A 16,760-nucleotide genomic window follows, 5' to 3' on the forward strand; every position below is an offset into this window, starting at 1 on the left:
GAAGCTAAGCCTTACAGCGCCGATGGTACTGCAGGGGGGACCCTGTGGGAGAGTAGGACGCCGCCGAACAATTGTTGGGAAAACCCCCGCATCGAAAGATGCGGGGGTTTTCTGCGTTTAGGGTCTATTCATGCGCTATGACCTCGTGATCTTCGACAACGACGGTGTGCTCGTCGACAGTGAGCCGATCTCCAACCGGCACCTGGCCGCCTACCTCACCGAGCTGGGGCACGCCACGACCTATGAGGAGTCCCTGCGCGACTACATGGGGTCCGCGATGCACCGCGTGCACGACCTGGTGGAGGAGCGGACCGGGCGGCGGCTGCCCGAGGACTTCGACGACGTCTTCCACGCTCGGGTGTTCGCGGCCTTCGAGCGGGACCTGAAGCCGGTCGAGGGCGTCGAGGAAGTACTGCAGAAGCTCACCGCCGACGCGGTGCCGTACTGCGTGGCGTCGTCCGGGAGCCATGAGCGGATTCGAGTGGGACACCGGACGACCGGGCTGGACCGGTGGTTCGACGAAGGACGGGTGTTCAGCTCGCAGGACGTGGGGCGGGGGAAGCCGGCTCCCGACCTCTTCCTGTACGCGGCGCAGCGGATGGGTGTGCCGCCCGAGCGGTGTGTCGTCGTGGAGGACAGTCCGCTGGGCGTGCAGGCGGCCGTCGCGGCGGCAATGGACGTGTACGGGTTCACCGCCATGACGCCGGCGGACCGGCTGGCCGGGTGCCGTGGGTTCTTCTCCGACATGGGGGAGCTGATCGACCTGCTGGCCTGAGCTCCCCGCGCCGGTGAAGTTGAGGGGAATTCATCTTTGGCCGGATCTACCCACGGGTAGTCCGGAGCCCTACGCTCGCCGCCATGACTGATGTGCTGCGGCGCGGCCGGGCCTCGTTGGCGTTCAGCTTCTTCGTGCAGGGCGTCGCGTTCGCTCTGCTGGTGACGCGGATCCCCGCCATCCAGGACCGGTACGGGGTGTCCGACGCGCTGCTGCCGGCCTTCCTCGCGGCGGTGCCGGTCCTGGCCGGGATCGGCAGTGTGACGACCGAGCGGCTGGTGAAGCGGATACCGCCCAGCCGGCTGCTGCGGTGGTCCCAGCCCGTGGTGCTGCTGGCGCTGCTCGGCGTGGGCGCCGGGGAGCGGATGGCCGCACTCGCCGTCGCGCTCGCCGCGTTCGGGCTGGCCGTCGGTGTGCTGGACGCGTCGATGAACATGCTCGGGGTGAGCCTTCAGCGGTCGTACGGGCGCAGCATCATGCTGAGCTTCCACGCGGCCTACAGCCTGGGCGGGATCGTCGGGGCCTCGCTGGCGTGGGCGGGGGCGCACTGGGATCTGGCGCTGTGGGTGTCGTACCTGCCGGTCGTGGCGGTGCTGCTGCCCGCGGTGCTGGCGGGGAGCCGGTGGTACGCCGACGACGGGCGGGGCGCGGTGGCGGTCGCCGAGGAGCAGGCCGGTGAGGGGCAGGTGCTGGTCTTCCGGCTGCTGCTGCCGTTGTGCCTGGTGATGACGGTGGCGTACATCGGGGACTCGACCGTCTCCAACTGGAGTGCGAAGTACCTCCAGGACGTGCTGGGGAGTTCCGAGCAGATGGCGACCGTGCCGTACAACGTGTACATGGTCACCACGCTGCTGGGGCGGGCGATCGGGGACTTCGGGGTGCGGCGGTTCGGGGCCGTCGCGGTGGTGCGGGGCGGGGCGGTGGTGGCGGCCGGCGGGTTCGCCGTGGTGGCGGTGGCGCCCGGGGCGTGGGTCGGGATGCTGGGATTCACGCTGCTGGGGCTGGGGTTGTGCGTGCTGGTGCCGCAGACGTTCGCGGCGGCCGGGAGACTGTTCCCGGGGGCGTCGGACGCGGCCGTGGCGCGGCTGAACGTCTTCAACTACGTGGGGTTCCTGATCGGTTCGCCGCTGGTGGGGGCGCTCGGGGATGCGTGGAGCTACCGCGGGGCCATGCTGGTGCCGATGGTGTTGGTGCTGGTGACGCTCGTGTACGCCCGGTCGTTCGCGCCTCAACCGGACCGATACGGTGGCGGGCATGAGCGGCCGCGCACAGCTGATGTGGGACGAGGCAGTAACGGGCTATGACTTCGGCCCGGGCCATCCGATGGACCCGGTCCGGCTCGCCCTGACCCGGAGGCTGGTCGATGCCTTCGGGCTGGACCGGGAGGTGGACGTGGTCGCCGCCAAGGCGGCCGGGGAGTCGACGCTGCGGCTCGTCCACCGGGAGGACTACATCGACGCCGTGAAGGCGGCCTCGGCGGACCCGGGGGCCGCGGACCAGTCGTACGGGCTGGGGACCATGGACGATCCGGCGTTCGCCGGGATGCACGAGGTGTCCTCGCTGATCGCCGGGCAGTCGGTGGGGGCGGCGGAGGCCGTGTGGCGGGGCGAGGCGCTGCACGCGGTGAACTTCGCGGGCGGGCTGCACCACGCGATGCCGGGCGGTGCCTCCGGCTTCTGCATCTACAACGACGCCTCCCTCGCCATCGCCCGGCTGCTGGAGCTGGGCGCCGAGCGGGTCGCGTACGTCGACGTCGACGTGCACCACGGGGACGGGGTGCAGGCGGCGTTCTGGGAGGACCCGCGGGTGCTGACGATCTCCCTGCACGAGCATCCGCGGACGCTGTTCCCGCAGACCGGGTGGCCGGAGGAGACCGGCGCGGAGTCGGCCGAGGGCTCGGCGGTGAACGTGGCCCTGCCGGCCGGCACCGGCGACGCGGGCTGGCTGCGGGCGTTCCACGCGGTCGTGCCGGAGCTGATCGCCGACTTCCGGCCGCAGGTGCTGGTGACGCAGCACGGGGCCGACACGCACTTCGAGGACCCGCTGGCGCACCTGGCGGTGTCGCTGGACGCGCAGCGGGCGGTGCAGGTGGCCTGTCACGACCTGGCGCACGAGCACGCCGACGGGCGGTGGGTGGCCCTGGGCGGGGGCGGTTACGCGGTGGTGGACGTCGTGCCGCGGTCCTGGACGCACCTGGTCGCGATCGCCGCGGGACGGGCCGTGGAGCCCGAGGCGATGATCCCCGAGGCGTGGCGGCAGGAAGTGTTCGCCAGGACGCGGCAGTTGGCGCCGGCCCGTATGACGGACGGTCGGTGGCCCGTCGGCTGGTCCGCCTGGGAGGAGGGCTACGACCCGGCCGACCGGCTCGACCAGGCGGTCCTGGCGGCCCGGCGGGCGGTGTTCCCGCTGCGGGGGCTGCTGGCCTGAGCGGTGCCGGGCGGGCCGGGCGTGCCATGCGTGCCGTGCGGCGCCGTGGCGCGGGGCCGGGGAGCACCGGGACCGGGGGCGCCGGGACCGGCGTAGGCCGTCCGTGCGGTGTTCGGGCGTTCCGGGGACAGGTCCGGGCGCGGTCGCGCACGATCGGTTCGTGCTGACCCCGCAAGTCCTCCGTGCGCACCTCGTGGGCGCACGGCTGGCCGGGACCGTGGCGACCTCCCGGGAGGGTAGCCTGCGGCGCTACCGGCTCTTCGCGGCCCGGGACCCCCGGGTGCTGCTCGGCATCGACCCGGAAGGTGCCTGGCAGCAGCGGGAGTTGCTGGAGCTGATGGCGGACCGGTGCGGTGTCTCGGCCGATCACCGGCGTACGTCCGGCCAGGACGTGATCGACCCGGCCCGGACCGTGGCGGCCCTGGACGCCTTCGCGGACCGGCTCGGCGACGCCGCGCGGCGGGGTGCCCCGGTGCTGCTCGGCACCGGCCACCCGCACCGGCTGCTCGGCTTCTACGCCGCTCTGGCAGACGCCCTGTCGGCGGCGGGATGTGTTGTCCTCACACCGGCGCAGGGTCGCTGTGTCGACATAACGACCCGGTTCGGCCTACGTACGTTCACTCTGGACTACGTACGGAAAGTCGCGCTCGTGCGGACCCCCGCCCCCGAACGCCCCGGTTGTGAGCCCGGCGCACATACGCACTCACCTCTCCCGGTACGCACCGCGCTGGCCGCGGCCGCGGAGGCCGGCGGGCCCCTGCCCGAGCTGGTGATCGGCGACCACGGATGGGTCTGCGGGGCAGGTCAGCTGGGGTTCGAGGCCATCGGGCCGGCCGACTCGGACGACCCGGCGCCGTTCGTGGGGGAGGCCGAGGGGTCCGTGTCCGTCGCGATCCCGCTCGATGACGGCGTGCGATCCGATTACTACCTGCCGCTGACCCGCTACGTACTCAATCGGGCGTGTCTGTCACAGTAGGCCGCCGATGGGTGCACCTCTTCCCCACTCGCATCACCCGCCCCTACATTGGGGAGTGAGCACGCAGCGACGAAGAGTCACCGGAAGGGGAAGCCGGTGGCCGTCGAGTGCGGAAGGTTCAGGTGTGTCATGGCTGCAGCTGGCGAGAGGCCTCTGAACGAGGTTCAGTTCCTTACCGTGGCGGAAGTCGCCTCGGTGATGCGAGTGTCGAAGATGACCGTGTACCGGTTGGTGCACAGCGGTCATCTGCCCGCGATCCGGGTGGGGCGGTCCTTCCGCGTCCCCGAGCAAGCGGTTCACGAGTACCTCCGCGAGAGTTACGTGGGGGTGGAAACCGCCTGACGGCTGGGGCGGGGAGGCCCCGCAGGGCACTTGGGGATCTCCCCGGCCCCCTCGATTACGACCTCAGCGCTCGGGCGGGTAGGCTGGCCCCTCGTAGGTCGTATGGGCCCATGGCGCCCAAACACCGAGTGATGAGAAGTGAGCGAGGGTAGTCGTGGGCTCTGTTATCAAGAAGCGGCGCAAGCGGATGGCTAAGAAGAAGCACCGCAAGCTGCTCAAGCGCACGCGCGTCCAGCGTCGCAACAAGAAGTAGGTTCGCGACGCGGACGACGCGAGAGCGTTGCTGTGGCCCCCCACCGTCCGGTGGGGGGCCACACGCGTGTCCGGCTCCTGCGTCCGGCTGCATCTGTCACTTCGCGCATCCGGCGGTCATCACAGTGCGACGCCGACCCGCTAAGTTGGCCCCACGGGGGAACGCGGCGGGACAGGACGTTTCTGAAGGAAGGCGCTGATCTTGGGCAAGGTCGTGCTCGTCACCGGAGTGGCCCGCCAGCTGGGGGGCCGGTTCGTCCGGCGGATCCAGCGTGACCCCGACGTCGACCGGGTCGTCGCCGTGGACGCGGTCCCGCCCGAGCACCACCTGGGCGGCGCGGACTTCGTCCAGGCCGACATCCGCCAGCCCGGCATCGCGCGGGTCCTCGCCGAGACGGGCGCCGACACCGTCGTCCACCTCGACGTGACGGGCACCCCGCTGGGCAGCGGCAACCGGGCCTCCCTGAAGGAGACCAACGTCATCGGCACCATGCAGCTGCTCGGTGCCTGCCAGAAGTCCCCGGCGGTCCAGCGGCTGGTCGTGAAGTCCAGCACCAACGTCTACGGCTCCGCGCCCCGCGACCCCGCCGTCTTCACCGAGACGACCCCGCCCAAGTCCCTGCCCAGCGGCGGCTTCGCCAAGGACACCTGCGAGGTCGAGGGCTACGTCCGGGGCTTCGCCCGCCGCCGGCCGGACGTGGCGGTGTGCGTGCTGCGGTTCGCCAACATCCTCGGCCCGACCGCGGACACCCCGCTCGCCTCGTACTTCGCGCTGCCCGTGCTGCCCACCGTGTTCGGCTACGACCCGCGGTTGCAGTTCGTGCACGAGGACGACGTGATCGAGGTGCTGCGCATCGCCTCGCACGAGCCGAGGCGCGGCACCCTCAACAGCGGCACCTTCAACATCGCCGGGGACGGCGTGCTGCTGCTCTCCCAGTGCTCCCGGCGCCTGGGGCGCCCGACCGTGCCCCTGCTGCTCCCCGCGGTCACCTGGGCGGGCTCGCTGGTGCGTACGCTGGGGATGTCGGACTTCTCGCCCGAGCAGATCCGGCTGCTGACCCACGGCAGGGTGGTGTCCACGGGCCAGATGCGCGAGACGCTGGGTTTCCGGCCCAAGTACACGACCGCGGAGACGTTCGCGGACTTCGCCCGCAACCAGAGTCCCGGACTCCTCCCACCGGAGGCTGTCGCGGGGGCCGTCGACCGGATCGCCGCGCTGCCCCTCGCGGGCGGCGACCACCTTCCGACGCAGAGCGCCAACTGAGGAGCGCATCAACGATGGCGGACGCCAAGGTCATTCCGTTCGACGACGACCGGTCCCGGGGCGGTGCGGCGCAGCGCCCCCAGCGCCGCCGCAGCGCGGGCAGCCGCCGCCCGGGCACGGATCCGGCACCGGTCCGTGAGGTGCAGCCCCTGCCCACCGGCGCCGCCGAGCCGGAGGAAGCCCCCGGCCCCGCCGGGGAGCAGCCGCGGCGGGAGCCGGACGGCGAGAGCGCCCTGGAGCGGCGGATCGCCGGCGGCCTGGCCTTCCTGCGGCGCCGCCTCACCGGCGACTACGAGGTCGACGACTTCGGCTACGACGAGGAACTGACCGACCAGGTCCTGATGTCGCTGCTGCGCCCGCTGTACGAGAAGTACTTCCGGGTCGAGGTGAAGGGCGTCGAGAACATCCCGTCGGAGGGCGGCGCCCTGATCGTCGCCAACCACTCCGGGACCCTGCCGATGGACGGCCTGATGATGCAGGTCGCCGTGCACGACAACCACCCGGCGGGCCGGCACCTGCGCCTCCTCGCCGCGGACCTGGTGTTCATGCTGCCGGTCGTCAACGAGCTGGCCCGCAAGCTCGGTCACACCCTGGCCTGCGCGGAGGACGCGGCGCGGCTGCTGGAGCAGGGCGAGCTGGTCGGGGTGATGCCGGAGGGCTTCAAGGGGCTCGGCAAGCCCTTCGCCGACCGCTACAAGCTGCAGCGCTTCGGCCGCGGCGGCTTCGTCTCCACGGCCCTGCGCGCGGGGACGCCGATCATCCCGTGCTCGATCGTCGGGGCGGAGGAGATCTACCCGATGATCGGCAACGCCAAGACCCTCGCCCGGCTGCTGGGCTTCCCGTATTTCCCGCTCACGCCCACGTTCCCCTGGCTCGGGCCGCTCGGGGCGGTTCCGCTGCCGACGAAGTGGACGATCCAGTTCGGTGAGCCGATCCCGACCGACGCCTATCCGCCCGAGGCGGCCGAGGACCCGATGCTGATGTTCAACCTGACCGACCAGGTCAGGGAGCAGATCCAGCACACCCTGTACAAGCTGCTGGTGCAGCGGCGGTCGGTCTTCTTCTGATCTGCGGGATCCTCGGGTACGACGATGGGGGCGCCCCTTGCCGAAGGGGCGCCCCCACTGTTCTGCCGCCGGTCAGTCGGCGTCCTCGCTGTCGATGCCCAGGCCGGGCAGCAGGCCCGGCAGGAGCGGCGGGAGCGTCACATCCGGCTCGGGGGCGGGAGTGGCGCCGTCCGCAGACGGGGAGGTGCTGGCCTCGCTGTCCTTCGGCGGGTCGAGGAGGCCGCCGGTGTTGCCGCCGAGCAGGCCGTCGTCGTCCTTGCCGGAACCGGCCGAGCGGCTGGGGCTGCCGCTGCCGGTGCTGCCCTTGTCGCTGTGCCGGCCGCCGCTGTCGCCGGGGCGCGTCGAGCGGTCGTCCGTGCCGGAGGGGCCGGCGGGCGCGGACTCGGAGGCGCCCTGCCGCTCGCGGGCTCCGCCACCGCCCCTGGCCGGGGGCTCGGGGAGCAGGGAGCGCAGCGGGGCCACGTCCTCGTCTATGGCGTCGAACACCGACGTCACCTGCTCGCCGACGTCCCCGAGCTGGACGGGGAGTCTCTCGCGCAGTTCGCCCCAGGCCTTGCGGTGGGAGCTGGAGAACGCGGACAGGGCCTGGATGGGCCCGAGGGAGTCCGGGTCGCGCTGGTAGGCCTCGCTCAGCAGCCGGTGGCCCTCGGACGCGTCGTGCCGCATGCCGGACAGGGCGCGGCGGATCTCGCCCAGGGACTCGTGGTCCAGGGGGCCGCTGCGGCCCCGCTCCAGCAGGCGGCGGGCCTCGCTGAGGCGCGTGGAGGCGTGGTCCAGGTAGACCCGGCCGCGCTCGTCCGCCCCGTCGGCGAGACCGAGCTTGACGTCCTCGATGCCGCGCTTGAGGCCGTAGAGCGAGTCACCGGGCAGGGCGTCGGAGCTGGCGGCGGAGACCCCGCCGAGGGCGCTCGCGGCCACGCCGACGCTCAGTCCGCCGGCGGTGAGGCCCTTGGCGAGGCGGGAGCGCGGCCGGAACTTCTTCAGCGAACTCGCGCGATGGGCGCCGCGGGCCCGGGTGGAGCGCTGTCCGGGGACCGCGCGGTCCGTCGCCCCGGCGCCCGCGGTGCCCTCCTGGAGCATGGCCTCGAACGCGGCCACCAGCTGGGCCCGCTGAACGACCTTGACCTCCGGGTCGAGCTCCGGCCTGGGCAGCGCGCCGAGACCGGAGGCCAGCGCCAGCAGGCGTGACCCCTCGGCCGGTTCCCCGGCCGCCGGTGCCGGTGCCGGGCCTTCGGACTGCTCGGCCGCCGTGCCCGGCTCGGACTGCTCCTCCAGGGCCTGGGCGAAGGCGTTCGCCCGCCGGTGCGCCGATACGTTCGCGATCACTGGCGGCACCTCCTCTCGTCATCACGGTCGACTCCCCAGGGGGTCCTGAGGGTTGCACACCCCGGGCACGACCACACGAACGGGTGATCGGTGTCGGCCAGGGGGTGACCACAGGGAGCCTGCATCCCGCACAACGAGCGGCGCGGCACTTGGGTTACGGATCCCGGATGATCGGATGCAGAAGTCAACGCGCTGTCACGAAAAGTGAGTTGAACGTCGCCCAGCGTGCCCGGCCGTCAGCGGGCGTCTTCCGGGAGCAGCCGGGCCAGGGTGCGCACGGCCCGGTACTGGAGCGTCTTGATGGCGCCCTCGTTCTTGCCCATGACGCGGGCCGTCTCGGCGACGGACAGGCCCTGGAGGAAGCGCAGCGTCACACACTCCTGCTGCTGGGGGTTGAGTCGCCGCACGGCGTCGAGCAGCGCGGCGTTCGACAGGGACTCCAGGACGGAGTCCTCGGGGGAGCGCTCGACCTCGTTGGCGTCGAGCATCTCGCCGGTGGTGACCTCGAGGCGGAAGCGGCTGGACTTGAAGTGGTCCGCGACCAGGTTGCGGGCGATCGTCACGAGCCAGGCGCCGAAGTCGCGGCCCTGCCAGGTGAAGGTGCCGATGCGGCGCAGCGCGCGCAGGAAGGTCTCGCTGGTGAGGTCCTCGGCGGTCGCCTTCCCGCCGACCCGGTAGTAGATGTACCGGTAGACGGTGTCGCTGTACTGGTCGTAGAGGCGGCCGAAGGCGTCGGCCTCGCCGGCCTGGGCGCGCTCCACGAGGTCCATCATCCGGGCGCTGTCGCTGTCCGCCGCCGGGCGGCGGGCGGTGGCCGCCCCGGACGGGCGGCCTCGTCTGCCGACCGCGGCGCTGCCCTCGGCCAGTGCGTAGCACGGGCCGAGCGGCGCGGCGGTGGCGAATGCGGGGACGGCGTACGCGGTGGGGACGAAGCCGCGCAACAGGTCGAGGACCGTTGCGCGCAGCGTAGCCAGGCCCGAGGCGTCAACCCCGACGTGTGGGTACACGGGACTCCCAGAGGCAGAGCTTCCATCACGTGCAGTGCGGGACCTTTCACCCGTCGTAGCGACGGAGGGGTACCGGATTGCGTCTGAGGAGAATAACGCTTCGTGCAGGCACTGCTACACCGAGTTGCTCAAATCATCGATTACGTCGCTTCCGTAACCGATTGACGCCGCATCAAGTGTCAGATTGTGAACGAGTGTTGATCGCAATGCTTCGGATCACGACTGGGTCCAGGGCGTGTTGTGGCCGTGTGCAGCCAAGAGGACTGGACACGAGGTTGTGGGGGTACGCCAGTTGGATTTACGCGGATTGTCAGGCCGCAAACATCGGTGCCCCGGTTTGATCACGCTGGGTCGTCAACGGCGACGGCGGTGCAGGGCGATCGCGGCCGCCGTGCCGCCGGCCACCGCGCCGACGCCCGCCGCGGCCGGGATGCCGACCTTGGCGGCCTTGCGGCCGGTGCGGTAGTCACGCAGGCGCCAGTCCAGCTCGCGGGCGTGCCTGCGCAGCTTGGCGTCCGGGTTGATGGCGTAGGGGTGGCCGACCAGCGAGAGCATCGGGATGTCGTTGTGCGAGTCGCTGTAGGCGGCGCAGCGGCCGAGGTCCAGGCCCTCCGCGGCGGCCAGGGCGCGGACCGCCTCGGCCTTGGCGGGTCCGTGCAGCGGTTCGCCGACGAGCTTGCCGGTGTAGACGCCGTCGACGGACTCGGCGACCGTGCCGAGGGCGCCGGTCAGGCCGAGGCGGCGGGCGATCACCTGGGCGATCTCCACGGGGGCGGCCGTCACCAGCCACACCTTCTGGCCCGCGTCCAGGTGGGCCTGGGCGAGGGCGCGGGTGCCGGGCCAGATGCGCTCGGCCATGTACTCGTCGTAGATCTCCTCGCCGATCGACTGGAGTTCGGCGACGCGGTGGCCCTTGACGATGGACAGCGCCGACTCGCGGGCCTCCTGCATGTGCTCGGGGTCCTCGACCCCGGCCAGCCGGAACCAGGCCTGCTGCCAGGCGAACCGGGCGAGTTCGCGCGTCTCGAAGAACTTGCGCTTGTACAGGCCCCGTCCGAAGTGGAAGAGGGCGGCACCCTGCATGACGGTGTTGTCCAGGTCGAAGAAGGCGGCGGCCCGGTCGTCGCCGTGCACGGGGAACTGCGGTTCCGCGGTGGTGGCGGCGGCTTCCTGCGTGGACTTGCGCGCTGCCTCCGCCGAGGCCTCGCCTGCCAACACGCTCCGCGCCGTGGCGGAGCGCCTACGGGGGGTGAGCCATCCGAGAGCGGCCATGGCGTGAGCATAGCCATTCCGTGCGCAGGTTCCGGAGCCGAGAGGTTGGGAGCACGTGAACTCTGGGCGAGGGCGGCGTCGGTCGCGGCCGGACCGCGTCGGGCCGCCCGGCGTGTCCCCGGCGTTCCGGCCGGCTTCCTCCCGGGCGCGGGCGCGCGACAATGGCCGGCATGAGCCCACTGTTGCGTCGCAGAACCCCCGGGGACCGGCTCGTCACGCTCATCCGCAAGCCCGGCTGTCATCTGTGTGATGACGCACAGGTCGTGGTGGAAAAGGTGTGCGGCGATCTGGGCGTCCCCTGGGAGCAGAAGGACATCACCGAGGACCGCGAACTGCACGACCGGTACTGGGAGCAGATCCCGGTGGTGCTGGTGGACGGCCGTCAGCACACGTTCTGGCGCGTGAACGAGGAGCGCCTGCGCAAGGCGCTGACCGGCTGAGACCGCCGCGAGGTGACTGACTGATCAGTACAAAGAGGTCCGTGAGTCGCTTAGGATCGATGGTGGCTTGGTCTCGGGGGCGGGATTCACAGAGGAGAGTGTGCGGTTTTGCCCCCAGAAGCGAAGGAACGGTGGTGGCTGTGCGCCGGTTCCCCGGGCGTGCGCCGGGGGCGCGTGAGCCCGGTCACGTTGGGCGGGCAAATCGGACACCATCTTTGTGCACGCGTTCACAAAGACATAGCCTGCTTTCGACGGGGCGGTCATGTAGGGACGTATGACCGCCTACAGCCCCGCTCTACCCGCAGGAGCACCGTGGCAACTGGCCGAACTCACCGACCGGCGACCCGCAGCCGAGGGATTCCCGAGGCCACCGTCGCCCGGCTTCCGCTGTACCTCCGCGCGCTGACCGCACTGTCGGAGCGCTCGGTGCCCACGGTCTCCTCCGAGGAGCTCGCGGCCGCCGCGGGGGTCAACTCCGCGAAGCTGCGCAAGGACTTCTCCTACCTCGGCTCCTACGGGACCCGGGGCGTCGGCTACGACGTCGAGTATCTCGTGTACCAGATCTCCCGCGAACTGGGGCTCACCCAGGACTGGCCGGTCGTGATCGTCGGTATCGGCAACCTCGGCGCCGCCCTCGCCAACTACGGCGGCTTCGCCTCCCGCGGGTTCCGCGTCGCCGCGCTGATAGACGCCGACCCGGCCATGGCGGGCAAGCCCGTCGCCGGCATCCCCGTGCAGCACTCCGACGACCTGGAGAAGATCATCCAGGACAACGGCGTGTCCATCGGTGTCATCGCCACCCCCGCCGGCGCCGCCCAGGCCGTCTGCGACCGGCTCGTGGCCGCCGGCGTCACCTCCATCCTGAACTTCGCACCGACCGTGCTGTCCGTGCCCGAGGGCGTCGACGTGCGCAAGGTCGACCTCTCCATCGAGCTGCAGATCCTCGCCTTCCACGAGCAGCGCAAGGCCGGCGAGGAGGCCGCGAACACCGACGGCGCCCTGCCGCCCGCCGCCGCCCGCAGCGACTCCGCCGACCAGGGGCCCGACGGGGACATGCCCGCCGTGATGCCGGCATGAGCCTCCTCGTCGTCGGACTCAGCCACCGCAGCGCCCCGGTCAGCGTCCTGGAACGGGCCTCGCTGCACGCGGACGCGCAGGTCAAGCTGTTGCAGGACACGGTCGCCGCCGAACCGGCCTCCGAGGCCGCGGTGCTCGCCACCTGCAACCGCATCGAGCTCTACGCCGACGTGGACAAGTTCCACGCCGGTGTCGCCGAGCTGTCCACGCTGCTCGCCCAGCACAGCGGGGTCGGCCTGGAGGAGCTCACTCCTTATCTCTATGTGCACTACGAGGACCGGGCCGTCCACCACCTCTTCTCGGTGGCCTGCGGGCTGGACTCGATGGTCGTCGGCGAGGGGCAGATCCTCGGCCAGATCAAGGACTCCCTGGCCCGGGCGCAGGACGTGCACTCCGCGGGCCGCCTGCTGAACGACCTGTTCCAGCAGGCCCTGCGGGTGGGCAAGCGCGCCCACTCCGAGACCGGCATCGACCGCGCCGGCCAGTCCCTGGTCACCTTCGGCCTGGAGCAGCTGGCCGCCGGCGGCGACGTGCAGACCTGGGCCCGGGGCAAGAAGGCGCTGGTCATCGGCGCCGGGTCGATGTCCTCGCTGGCCGCGGCCACGCTGGCGCGGGCCGGGGTCACCGAGATCGTGGTCGCCAACCGCACCCTCGACCGCGCCGAGCGCCTCGCACAGATCCTCGGCGAGGGCGACGACACGGACGTGCTGGCCCGCGCGGTACCGATGGAGTCGGTGCCGGCCGAGCTGACACGTGCCGACGTCGCCGTCTCCTGCACCGGCGCGACCGGCCTGGTCCTGACCGCCGAGTCGATCGCCTCCGCCGTCGAGGGCCGGACGGGCCGGCCCGCCGCCGAGATCGCGGACACGACGCAGCCCCGGCCGGCGCCCGCCGCCGCCCCGGCCGCCGGCAACGACGACAACTGCCCGCTCGACCTGGCCGCCGTGCAGCCCGGCTTCTCCGTCATGGGCGAGGCCGCGGTGGCCGGCATGGACGCCGCCACGCTGGAGCAGCACGCGGCGTGGGTCGCCGGCGGCACCGTCGACCGCCGGGACGCGGCCCGCCGCAGCCCGGAGGCCGACGCCGAGCTGATCGGCGCGCTCGCCGCGACCGCCGCCACCGTCGGCCGGATCCCCGAGCGGCGCCGGCCCGAGCCGGTCGAGCAGACCCCGCGGCCCGAGCCCGTGCTGTTCCTGCTGGACCTCGCCATGCCGCGGGACATCGACGCCGCCGTGCACCGGCTGGCCGGGGTGCGCCTGGTGGACATCGAGTCGCTCGCGGAGGCCTCCGCGGACGCCCCGATGGCTGCCGATGTGGACCAGGTCAGGCGTATCGTCTCCGACGAGGTCGCGGCCTTCGGGGCGGCCCTGCGGGCCGCGCACATCACGCCGACCGTGGTCGCCCTGCGCACCATGGCCGCGGACGTCGTGGCCAGCGAGATCGCCCGGCTGGACGGGCGGCTGCCCGGCCTCGACGACAAGCACCGGGCGGAGATCACCCAGACCGTGCGGCGCGTGGTGGACAAGCTGCTGCACGCGCCGACCGTGCGGGTCAAGCAGCTCGCGGCCGAACCCGGCGGCGCCGGGTACGCGGACGCGCTGCGCACCCTGTTCGACCTCGACCCCGAGACGGTGGCCGCCGTCTCCCGGGCCGGGGAAAGCACCACCCAGAGAGACCGAGGCCCGGCATGAATCACAAGGCGCTGAGGCTCGGCACTCGGCGGAGCAGACTCGCCATGGCCCAGTCCGGGCAGGTGGCCGAGGCCGTGAGCCGGGTGACCGGGCGGCCCGTGGAGCTCGTCGAGATCACCACGTACGGCGACATCTCCCGGGAGGCGCTCGCGCAGATCGGCGGCACCGGCGTGTTCGTCAACGCGCTGCGCGACGCGCTGCTCGCGGGCGAGGTCGACTTCGCGGTGCACTCGCTGAAGGACCTGCCGACCACGCAGCCCGACGACCTCGTCGTGGCTGCCGTGCCCGAGCGCGAGGACCCGCGGGACGTGATCGTCGCCCGGGACGCGCTCAAGCTCACCGACCTGCCCGCCGGGGCGCGCATCGGCACGGGTTCGCCGCGCCGCATGGCGCAGCTCAACGCGTACGCGCGCAGCCACGGGCTGGACATAGCGACGGTGGCGATCCGCGGCAACGTCGACACCCGCATCGGGTTCGTGCGCAGCGGCGAGCTCGACGCCGTCGTCCTGGCCGCCGCCGGACTGAACCGGATCGGCCGCGGTGACGAGGTGACCGACTTCCTGTCGGTCGACACGGTTTTGCCCGCCCCCGGCCAGGGGGCCCTGGCGATCGAGTGCGCCGCGGCCGACGCGGACCTCGTCGCCGCGCTCGCCGAGCTCGACGACCCCTTCACCCGGGTCGCCGTGACGGCCGAGCGGTCACTGCTCAACGCCCTGGAGGCCGGATGCAGCGCGCCCGTGGGCGCGTTGGCCGACCTGCCCCCGCTCTCCGCTCCGCTGGAGCGCGGGGACTCCCAGGCCGACCGGCAGATTTTCAAGGAAATGCGCCTGCGCGGCGTCGTCGGCACCACCGACGGCACGCGCATGGTGCAGTTGTCCACCACCGGTCCCGTGCCCGACACGCACGAGGGTGCCACGGCGCTCGGACGCGCACTCGCGTCCGAGATGCTCGCCCAGGGCGCGGCCGGTCTGATGGGGGAGCGAGCACATTGAGCCCCACCACCCTTTCCGCCGGTCCTGAACACGGGCACGTCACCTTCCTGGGTGCCGGACCCGGAGATCCGGGACTGCTGACTCTGCGCGCCGTGGAGGCGCTGGCGCACGCGGACGTCCTCGTCGCCGAGCACGAGGTGCTCGACGTCGTACGTCAGCACGCCAGGCAGGGGGTCTCCGAGGTGCACACGGACGCCGATCCCTCACAGGATCCGGCGCCGGGCACAGGAGCGCCCCAGCTGACGGTGGTTGACGGCACGTCAACCGCTGTCGCCGCCCCCGCGGTGCGGGATGCCGCACATCTTGTCATGGAGGCCGCGCGCGGCGGCAGGCGGGTCGTGCGTGCGGTGTCCGGCGATCCCGGCCTGGACACCTATGCCGCCGAGGAGATGCTGGCGTGCGCCGCCGCCGGCGTGCCGTTCGAGGTGGTGCCCGGCATCGCGAGCGCCGTCGGTGTGCCCGCCTACGCCGGTGTGCCGCTGCGGGACGCGCAGGGCGCCGACGTGCGGTTCGTCGACGCGCGCACGGCCTCGGACCGGTGCTGGACGGAGGTCGGGGCGTCGGACGGCACGGTCGTCGTCTCCACGACGCTGGACTCCGTCGCCGCCGCGGCCGGGGAGCTGGTCTCCGCCGGGCGCAAGCCGGACACCCCGATGACGGTCACCGTCGCCGGTACCACCACCCGGCAGCGCACCTGGACCGCCACGCTCGGCACGATCGCCCAGACGCTGAAGCAGCTCAAGGTGCTGCCCTCGCCCGAGGGCGGCCGGCCGGTGATAGCCGTGGTCGGGGAGCGTTCCTCCGCCGCCCAGCGCGACCAGCTCGCGTGGTTCGAGTCCAAGCCGCTCTTCGGCTGGAAGGTGCTCGTGCCGCGTACCAAGGAGCAGGCGGCGTCGCTCTCCGACCAGCTGCGGTCGTACGGGGCCGTGCCGCACGAGGTGCCGACGATCGCCGTCGAGCCGCCGCGCACGCCCCAGCAGATGGAGCGCGCGGTCAAGGGCCTGGTGACGGGCCGCTACGAGTGGATCGCCTTCACCTCGGTGAACGCGGTCAAGGCCGTGCGGGAGAAGTTCGAGGAGTACGGGCTCGACGCGCGTGCCTTCGCGGGCATCAAGGTCGCGGCCGTGGGCGAGCAGACCGCCAAGGCGCTGATCGCCTTCGGCGTGAAGCCCGACCTGGTGCCGAGCGGGGAGCAGTCGGCCGCCGGCCTGCTGGAGGACTGGCCGCCCTACGACCCCGTCTTCGATCCGATCGACCGGGTGTTCCTGCCGCGGGCGGACATCGCCACGGAGACGCTGGTCGCCGGGCTGATCGAGCTGGGCTGGGAGGTCGACGACGTCACGGCCTACCGGACCGTGCGTGCCTCGCCGCCGCCGGCGGAGACCCGCGAGGCGATCAAGGGCGGCGGTTTCGACGCCGTGCTGTTCACCTCGTCGTCGACCGTGCGGAACCTGGTCGGGATCGCGGGCAAGCCGCACAACGTCACCGTGATCGCCTGCATCGGCCCGGCCACGGCCAAGACCGCCGAGGAGCACGGCCTGCGGGTGGACGTGATGGCTCCCGAGCCGTCCGTGCACAAGCTGGCCGAGGCGCTGGCCGACTTCGGCGCGAAGCGCCGCGCGGCGGCTCTGGAGGCCGGGGATCCGGTCACCCGGCCGAGCGAGCGGCGGCCGGGGGCGCGGCGGAGGCGGTCCACGACCTGACGCCGGGCGGTCCACGACCGGAGGCCGGGCGGTCCGCGACCCGAGGCCGGGCGCGGACGCGGTGCCGGGTCGACGGACCGGAGGCCGGGCGGGTTCCCGAGAGGCCGGGTGGGCAATCAGCCCCGCCCGGCCTCTCGTGCGTCCGGGCC

General features: G+C 72.4%; 16 protein-coding genes and 1 rRNA gene. 14 read left to right on the forward strand and 3 right to left on the reverse strand.

Annotation, left to right across the window (positions count from 1 at the left end):
- From rrf to ACZ6ZN_RS12935, 9 genes are all read left to right on the forward strand, one after another.
- Positions 1-69: ribosomal RNA gene (gene rrf / locus ACZ6ZN_RS12895) — 5S ribosomal RNA — on the forward strand; the annotation flags it as partial.
- Positions 70-130: 61 nt separating this feature from the next.
- The gene (locus tag ACZ6ZN_RS12900) at positions 131-775 is read left to right on the forward strand and encodes an HAD family hydrolase (RefSeq protein ID WP_469645720.1); all 645 of its coding nucleotides are present in this window, start codon (positions 131-133) and stop codon (positions 773-775) included.
- Positions 776-858: 83 nt separating this feature from the next.
- Complete coding sequence (locus ACZ6ZN_RS12905) at positions 859-2,079, forward strand: MFS transporter (protein WP_469645724.1); 1,221 nt, start codon at positions 859-861, stop codon at positions 2,077-2,079.
- Positions 2,030-3,202, forward strand: a complete 1,173-nt coding sequence (locus ACZ6ZN_RS12910) for an acetoin utilization protein AcuC (protein WP_469645726.1) — start codon at positions 2,030-2,032, stop codon at positions 3,200-3,202. The genes ACZ6ZN_RS12905 and ACZ6ZN_RS12910 overlap by 50 nt, the downstream gene beginning before the upstream one ends.
- A 160-nt stretch (positions 3,203-3,362) precedes the next feature.
- Complete coding sequence (locus tag ACZ6ZN_RS12915) at positions 3,363-4,178, forward strand: phosphatase (protein ID WP_469645729.1); 816 nt, start codon at positions 3,363-3,365, stop codon at positions 4,176-4,178.
- Between the two features lie 129 nt (positions 4,179-4,307).
- On the forward strand, positions 4,308-4,520 hold the full coding sequence (locus tag ACZ6ZN_RS12920; protein ID WP_004984898.1) for a helix-turn-helix domain-containing protein: 213 nt from the start codon (positions 4,308-4,310) through the stop codon (positions 4,518-4,520).
- A 154-nt stretch (positions 4,521-4,674) separates the two neighbouring features.
- Positions 4,675-4,773 carry a 30S ribosomal protein bS22 gene (locus ACZ6ZN_RS12925; protein WP_003948845.1) on the forward strand — a complete coding sequence of 33 codons (99 nt, stop codon included), beginning with the start codon at positions 4,675-4,677 and terminating at the stop codon, positions 4,771-4,773.
- 201 nt (positions 4,774-4,974) lie between these two features.
- Positions 4,975-6,036 carry an NAD-dependent epimerase/dehydratase family protein gene (locus ACZ6ZN_RS12930; protein ID WP_398112173.1) on the forward strand — a complete coding sequence of 354 codons (1,062 nt, stop codon included), beginning with the start codon at positions 4,975-4,977 and terminating at the stop codon, positions 6,034-6,036.
- Between the two features lie 14 nt (positions 6,037-6,050).
- Complete coding sequence (locus tag ACZ6ZN_RS12935) at positions 6,051-7,103, forward strand: lysophospholipid acyltransferase family protein (RefSeq protein ID WP_469645732.1); 1,053 nt, start codon at positions 6,051-6,053, stop codon at positions 7,101-7,103.
- Between the two features lie 72 nt (positions 7,104-7,175).
- Here the strand turns inward: ACZ6ZN_RS12935 and ACZ6ZN_RS12940 are convergent, their stop codons facing one another.
- The 3 genes from ACZ6ZN_RS12940 to ACZ6ZN_RS12950 all read right to left on the reverse strand — a co-directional run bounded on the left by ACZ6ZN_RS12940 (position 7,176) and on the right by ACZ6ZN_RS12950 (position 10,708).
- On the reverse strand, positions 7,176-8,429 hold the full coding sequence (locus ACZ6ZN_RS12940; protein ID WP_469645733.1) for a DUF5667 domain-containing protein: 1,254 nt from the start codon (positions 8,427-8,429) through the stop codon (positions 7,176-7,178).
- A gap of 236 nt (positions 8,430-8,665) precedes the next feature.
- Positions 8,666-9,436 (reverse strand): ECF subfamily RNA polymerase sigma factor, BldN family, encoded by a 771-nt coding sequence (locus tag ACZ6ZN_RS12945; RefSeq protein WP_333936061.1) that lies wholly within the window; start codon positions 9,434-9,436, stop codon positions 8,666-8,668.
- Positions 9,437-9,790: 354 nt separating this feature from the next.
- Positions 9,791-10,708 (reverse strand): HAD family hydrolase, encoded by a 918-nt coding sequence (locus ACZ6ZN_RS12950; RefSeq protein WP_398112170.1) that lies wholly within the window; start codon positions 10,706-10,708, stop codon positions 9,791-9,793.
- Positions 10,709-10,869: 161 nt separating this feature from the next.
- On the opposite strand from ACZ6ZN_RS12950, the gene ACZ6ZN_RS12955 reads away from it, so the two are divergent.
- The 5 genes from ACZ6ZN_RS12955 (at position 10,870) to ACZ6ZN_RS12975 (ending at position 16,611) form a co-directional block, all read left to right on the forward strand.
- The gene (locus ACZ6ZN_RS12955; protein ID WP_469645738.1) at positions 10,870-11,148 is read left to right on the forward strand and encodes a glutaredoxin family protein; all 279 of its coding nucleotides are present in this window, start codon (positions 10,870-10,872) and stop codon (positions 11,146-11,148) included.
- A 312-nt stretch (positions 11,149-11,460) separates the two neighbouring features.
- Entirely contained in the window at positions 11,461-12,225 is a 765-nt protein-coding gene (locus ACZ6ZN_RS12960) for a redox-sensing transcriptional repressor Rex (RefSeq protein WP_369195832.1), read from the forward strand.
- Entirely contained in the window at positions 12,222-13,916 is a 1,695-nt protein-coding gene (locus tag ACZ6ZN_RS12965; protein ID WP_469645741.1) for a glutamyl-tRNA reductase, read from the forward strand. The genes ACZ6ZN_RS12960 and ACZ6ZN_RS12965 overlap by 4 nt, the downstream gene beginning before the upstream one ends.
- Positions 13,913-14,908: a hydroxymethylbilane synthase gene (hemC, locus tag ACZ6ZN_RS12970; protein ID WP_469645744.1), complete on the forward strand. Its 996-nt coding sequence runs from the start codon at positions 13,913-13,915 to the stop codon at positions 14,906-14,908. The genes ACZ6ZN_RS12965 and hemC overlap by 4 nt, the downstream gene beginning before the upstream one ends.
- On the forward strand, positions 14,905-16,611 hold the full coding sequence (locus tag ACZ6ZN_RS12975; protein WP_333936067.1) for a bifunctional uroporphyrinogen-III C-methyltransferase/uroporphyrinogen-III synthase: 1,707 nt from the start codon (positions 14,905-14,907) through the stop codon (positions 16,609-16,611). Before hemC ends, ACZ6ZN_RS12975 begins: the two co-directional genes overlap by 4 nt.
- Positions 16,612-16,760: the final 149 nt, after the last annotated feature.

It is taken from the genome of Streptomyces sp. NPDC053665 (assembly GCF_055585285.1).

Excerpts from the sequence above, each read along its gene's own strand:
- ACZ6ZN_RS12900 (WP_469645720.1), top strand. The coding sequence starts at position 131 with ATGCGCTATGACCTCGTGATCTTCGACAACGACGGTGTGCTCGTCGAC.
- ACZ6ZN_RS12905 (WP_469645724.1), top strand. The coding sequence starts at position 859 with ATGACTGATGTGCTGCGGCGCGGCCGGGCCTCGTTGGCGTTCAGCTTC.
- ACZ6ZN_RS12910 (WP_469645726.1), top strand. The coding sequence starts at position 2,030 with ATGAGCGGCCGCGCACAGCTGATGTGGGACGAGGCAGTAACGGGCTAT.
- ACZ6ZN_RS12920 (WP_004984898.1), top strand. The coding sequence starts at position 4,308 with ATGGCTGCAGCTGGCGAGAGGCCTCTGAACGAGGTTCAGTTCCTTACC.
- ACZ6ZN_RS12935 (WP_469645732.1), top strand. The coding sequence starts at position 6,051 with ATGGCGGACGCCAAGGTCATTCCGTTCGACGACGACCGGTCCCGGGGC.
- ACZ6ZN_RS12950 (WP_398112170.1), bottom strand. The coding sequence starts at position 10,708 with ATGGCCGCTCTCGGATGGCTCACCCCCCGTAGGCGCTCCGCCACGGCG.
- ACZ6ZN_RS12955 (WP_469645738.1), top strand. The coding sequence starts at position 10,870 with ATGGCCGGCATGAGCCCACTGTTGCGTCGCAGAACCCCCGGGGACCGG.
- ACZ6ZN_RS12965 (WP_469645741.1), top strand. The coding sequence starts at position 12,222 with ATGAGCCTCCTCGTCGTCGGACTCAGCCACCGCAGCGCCCCGGTCAGC.
- hemC (WP_469645744.1), top strand. The coding sequence starts at position 13,913 with ATGAATCACAAGGCGCTGAGGCTCGGCACTCGGCGGAGCAGACTCGCC.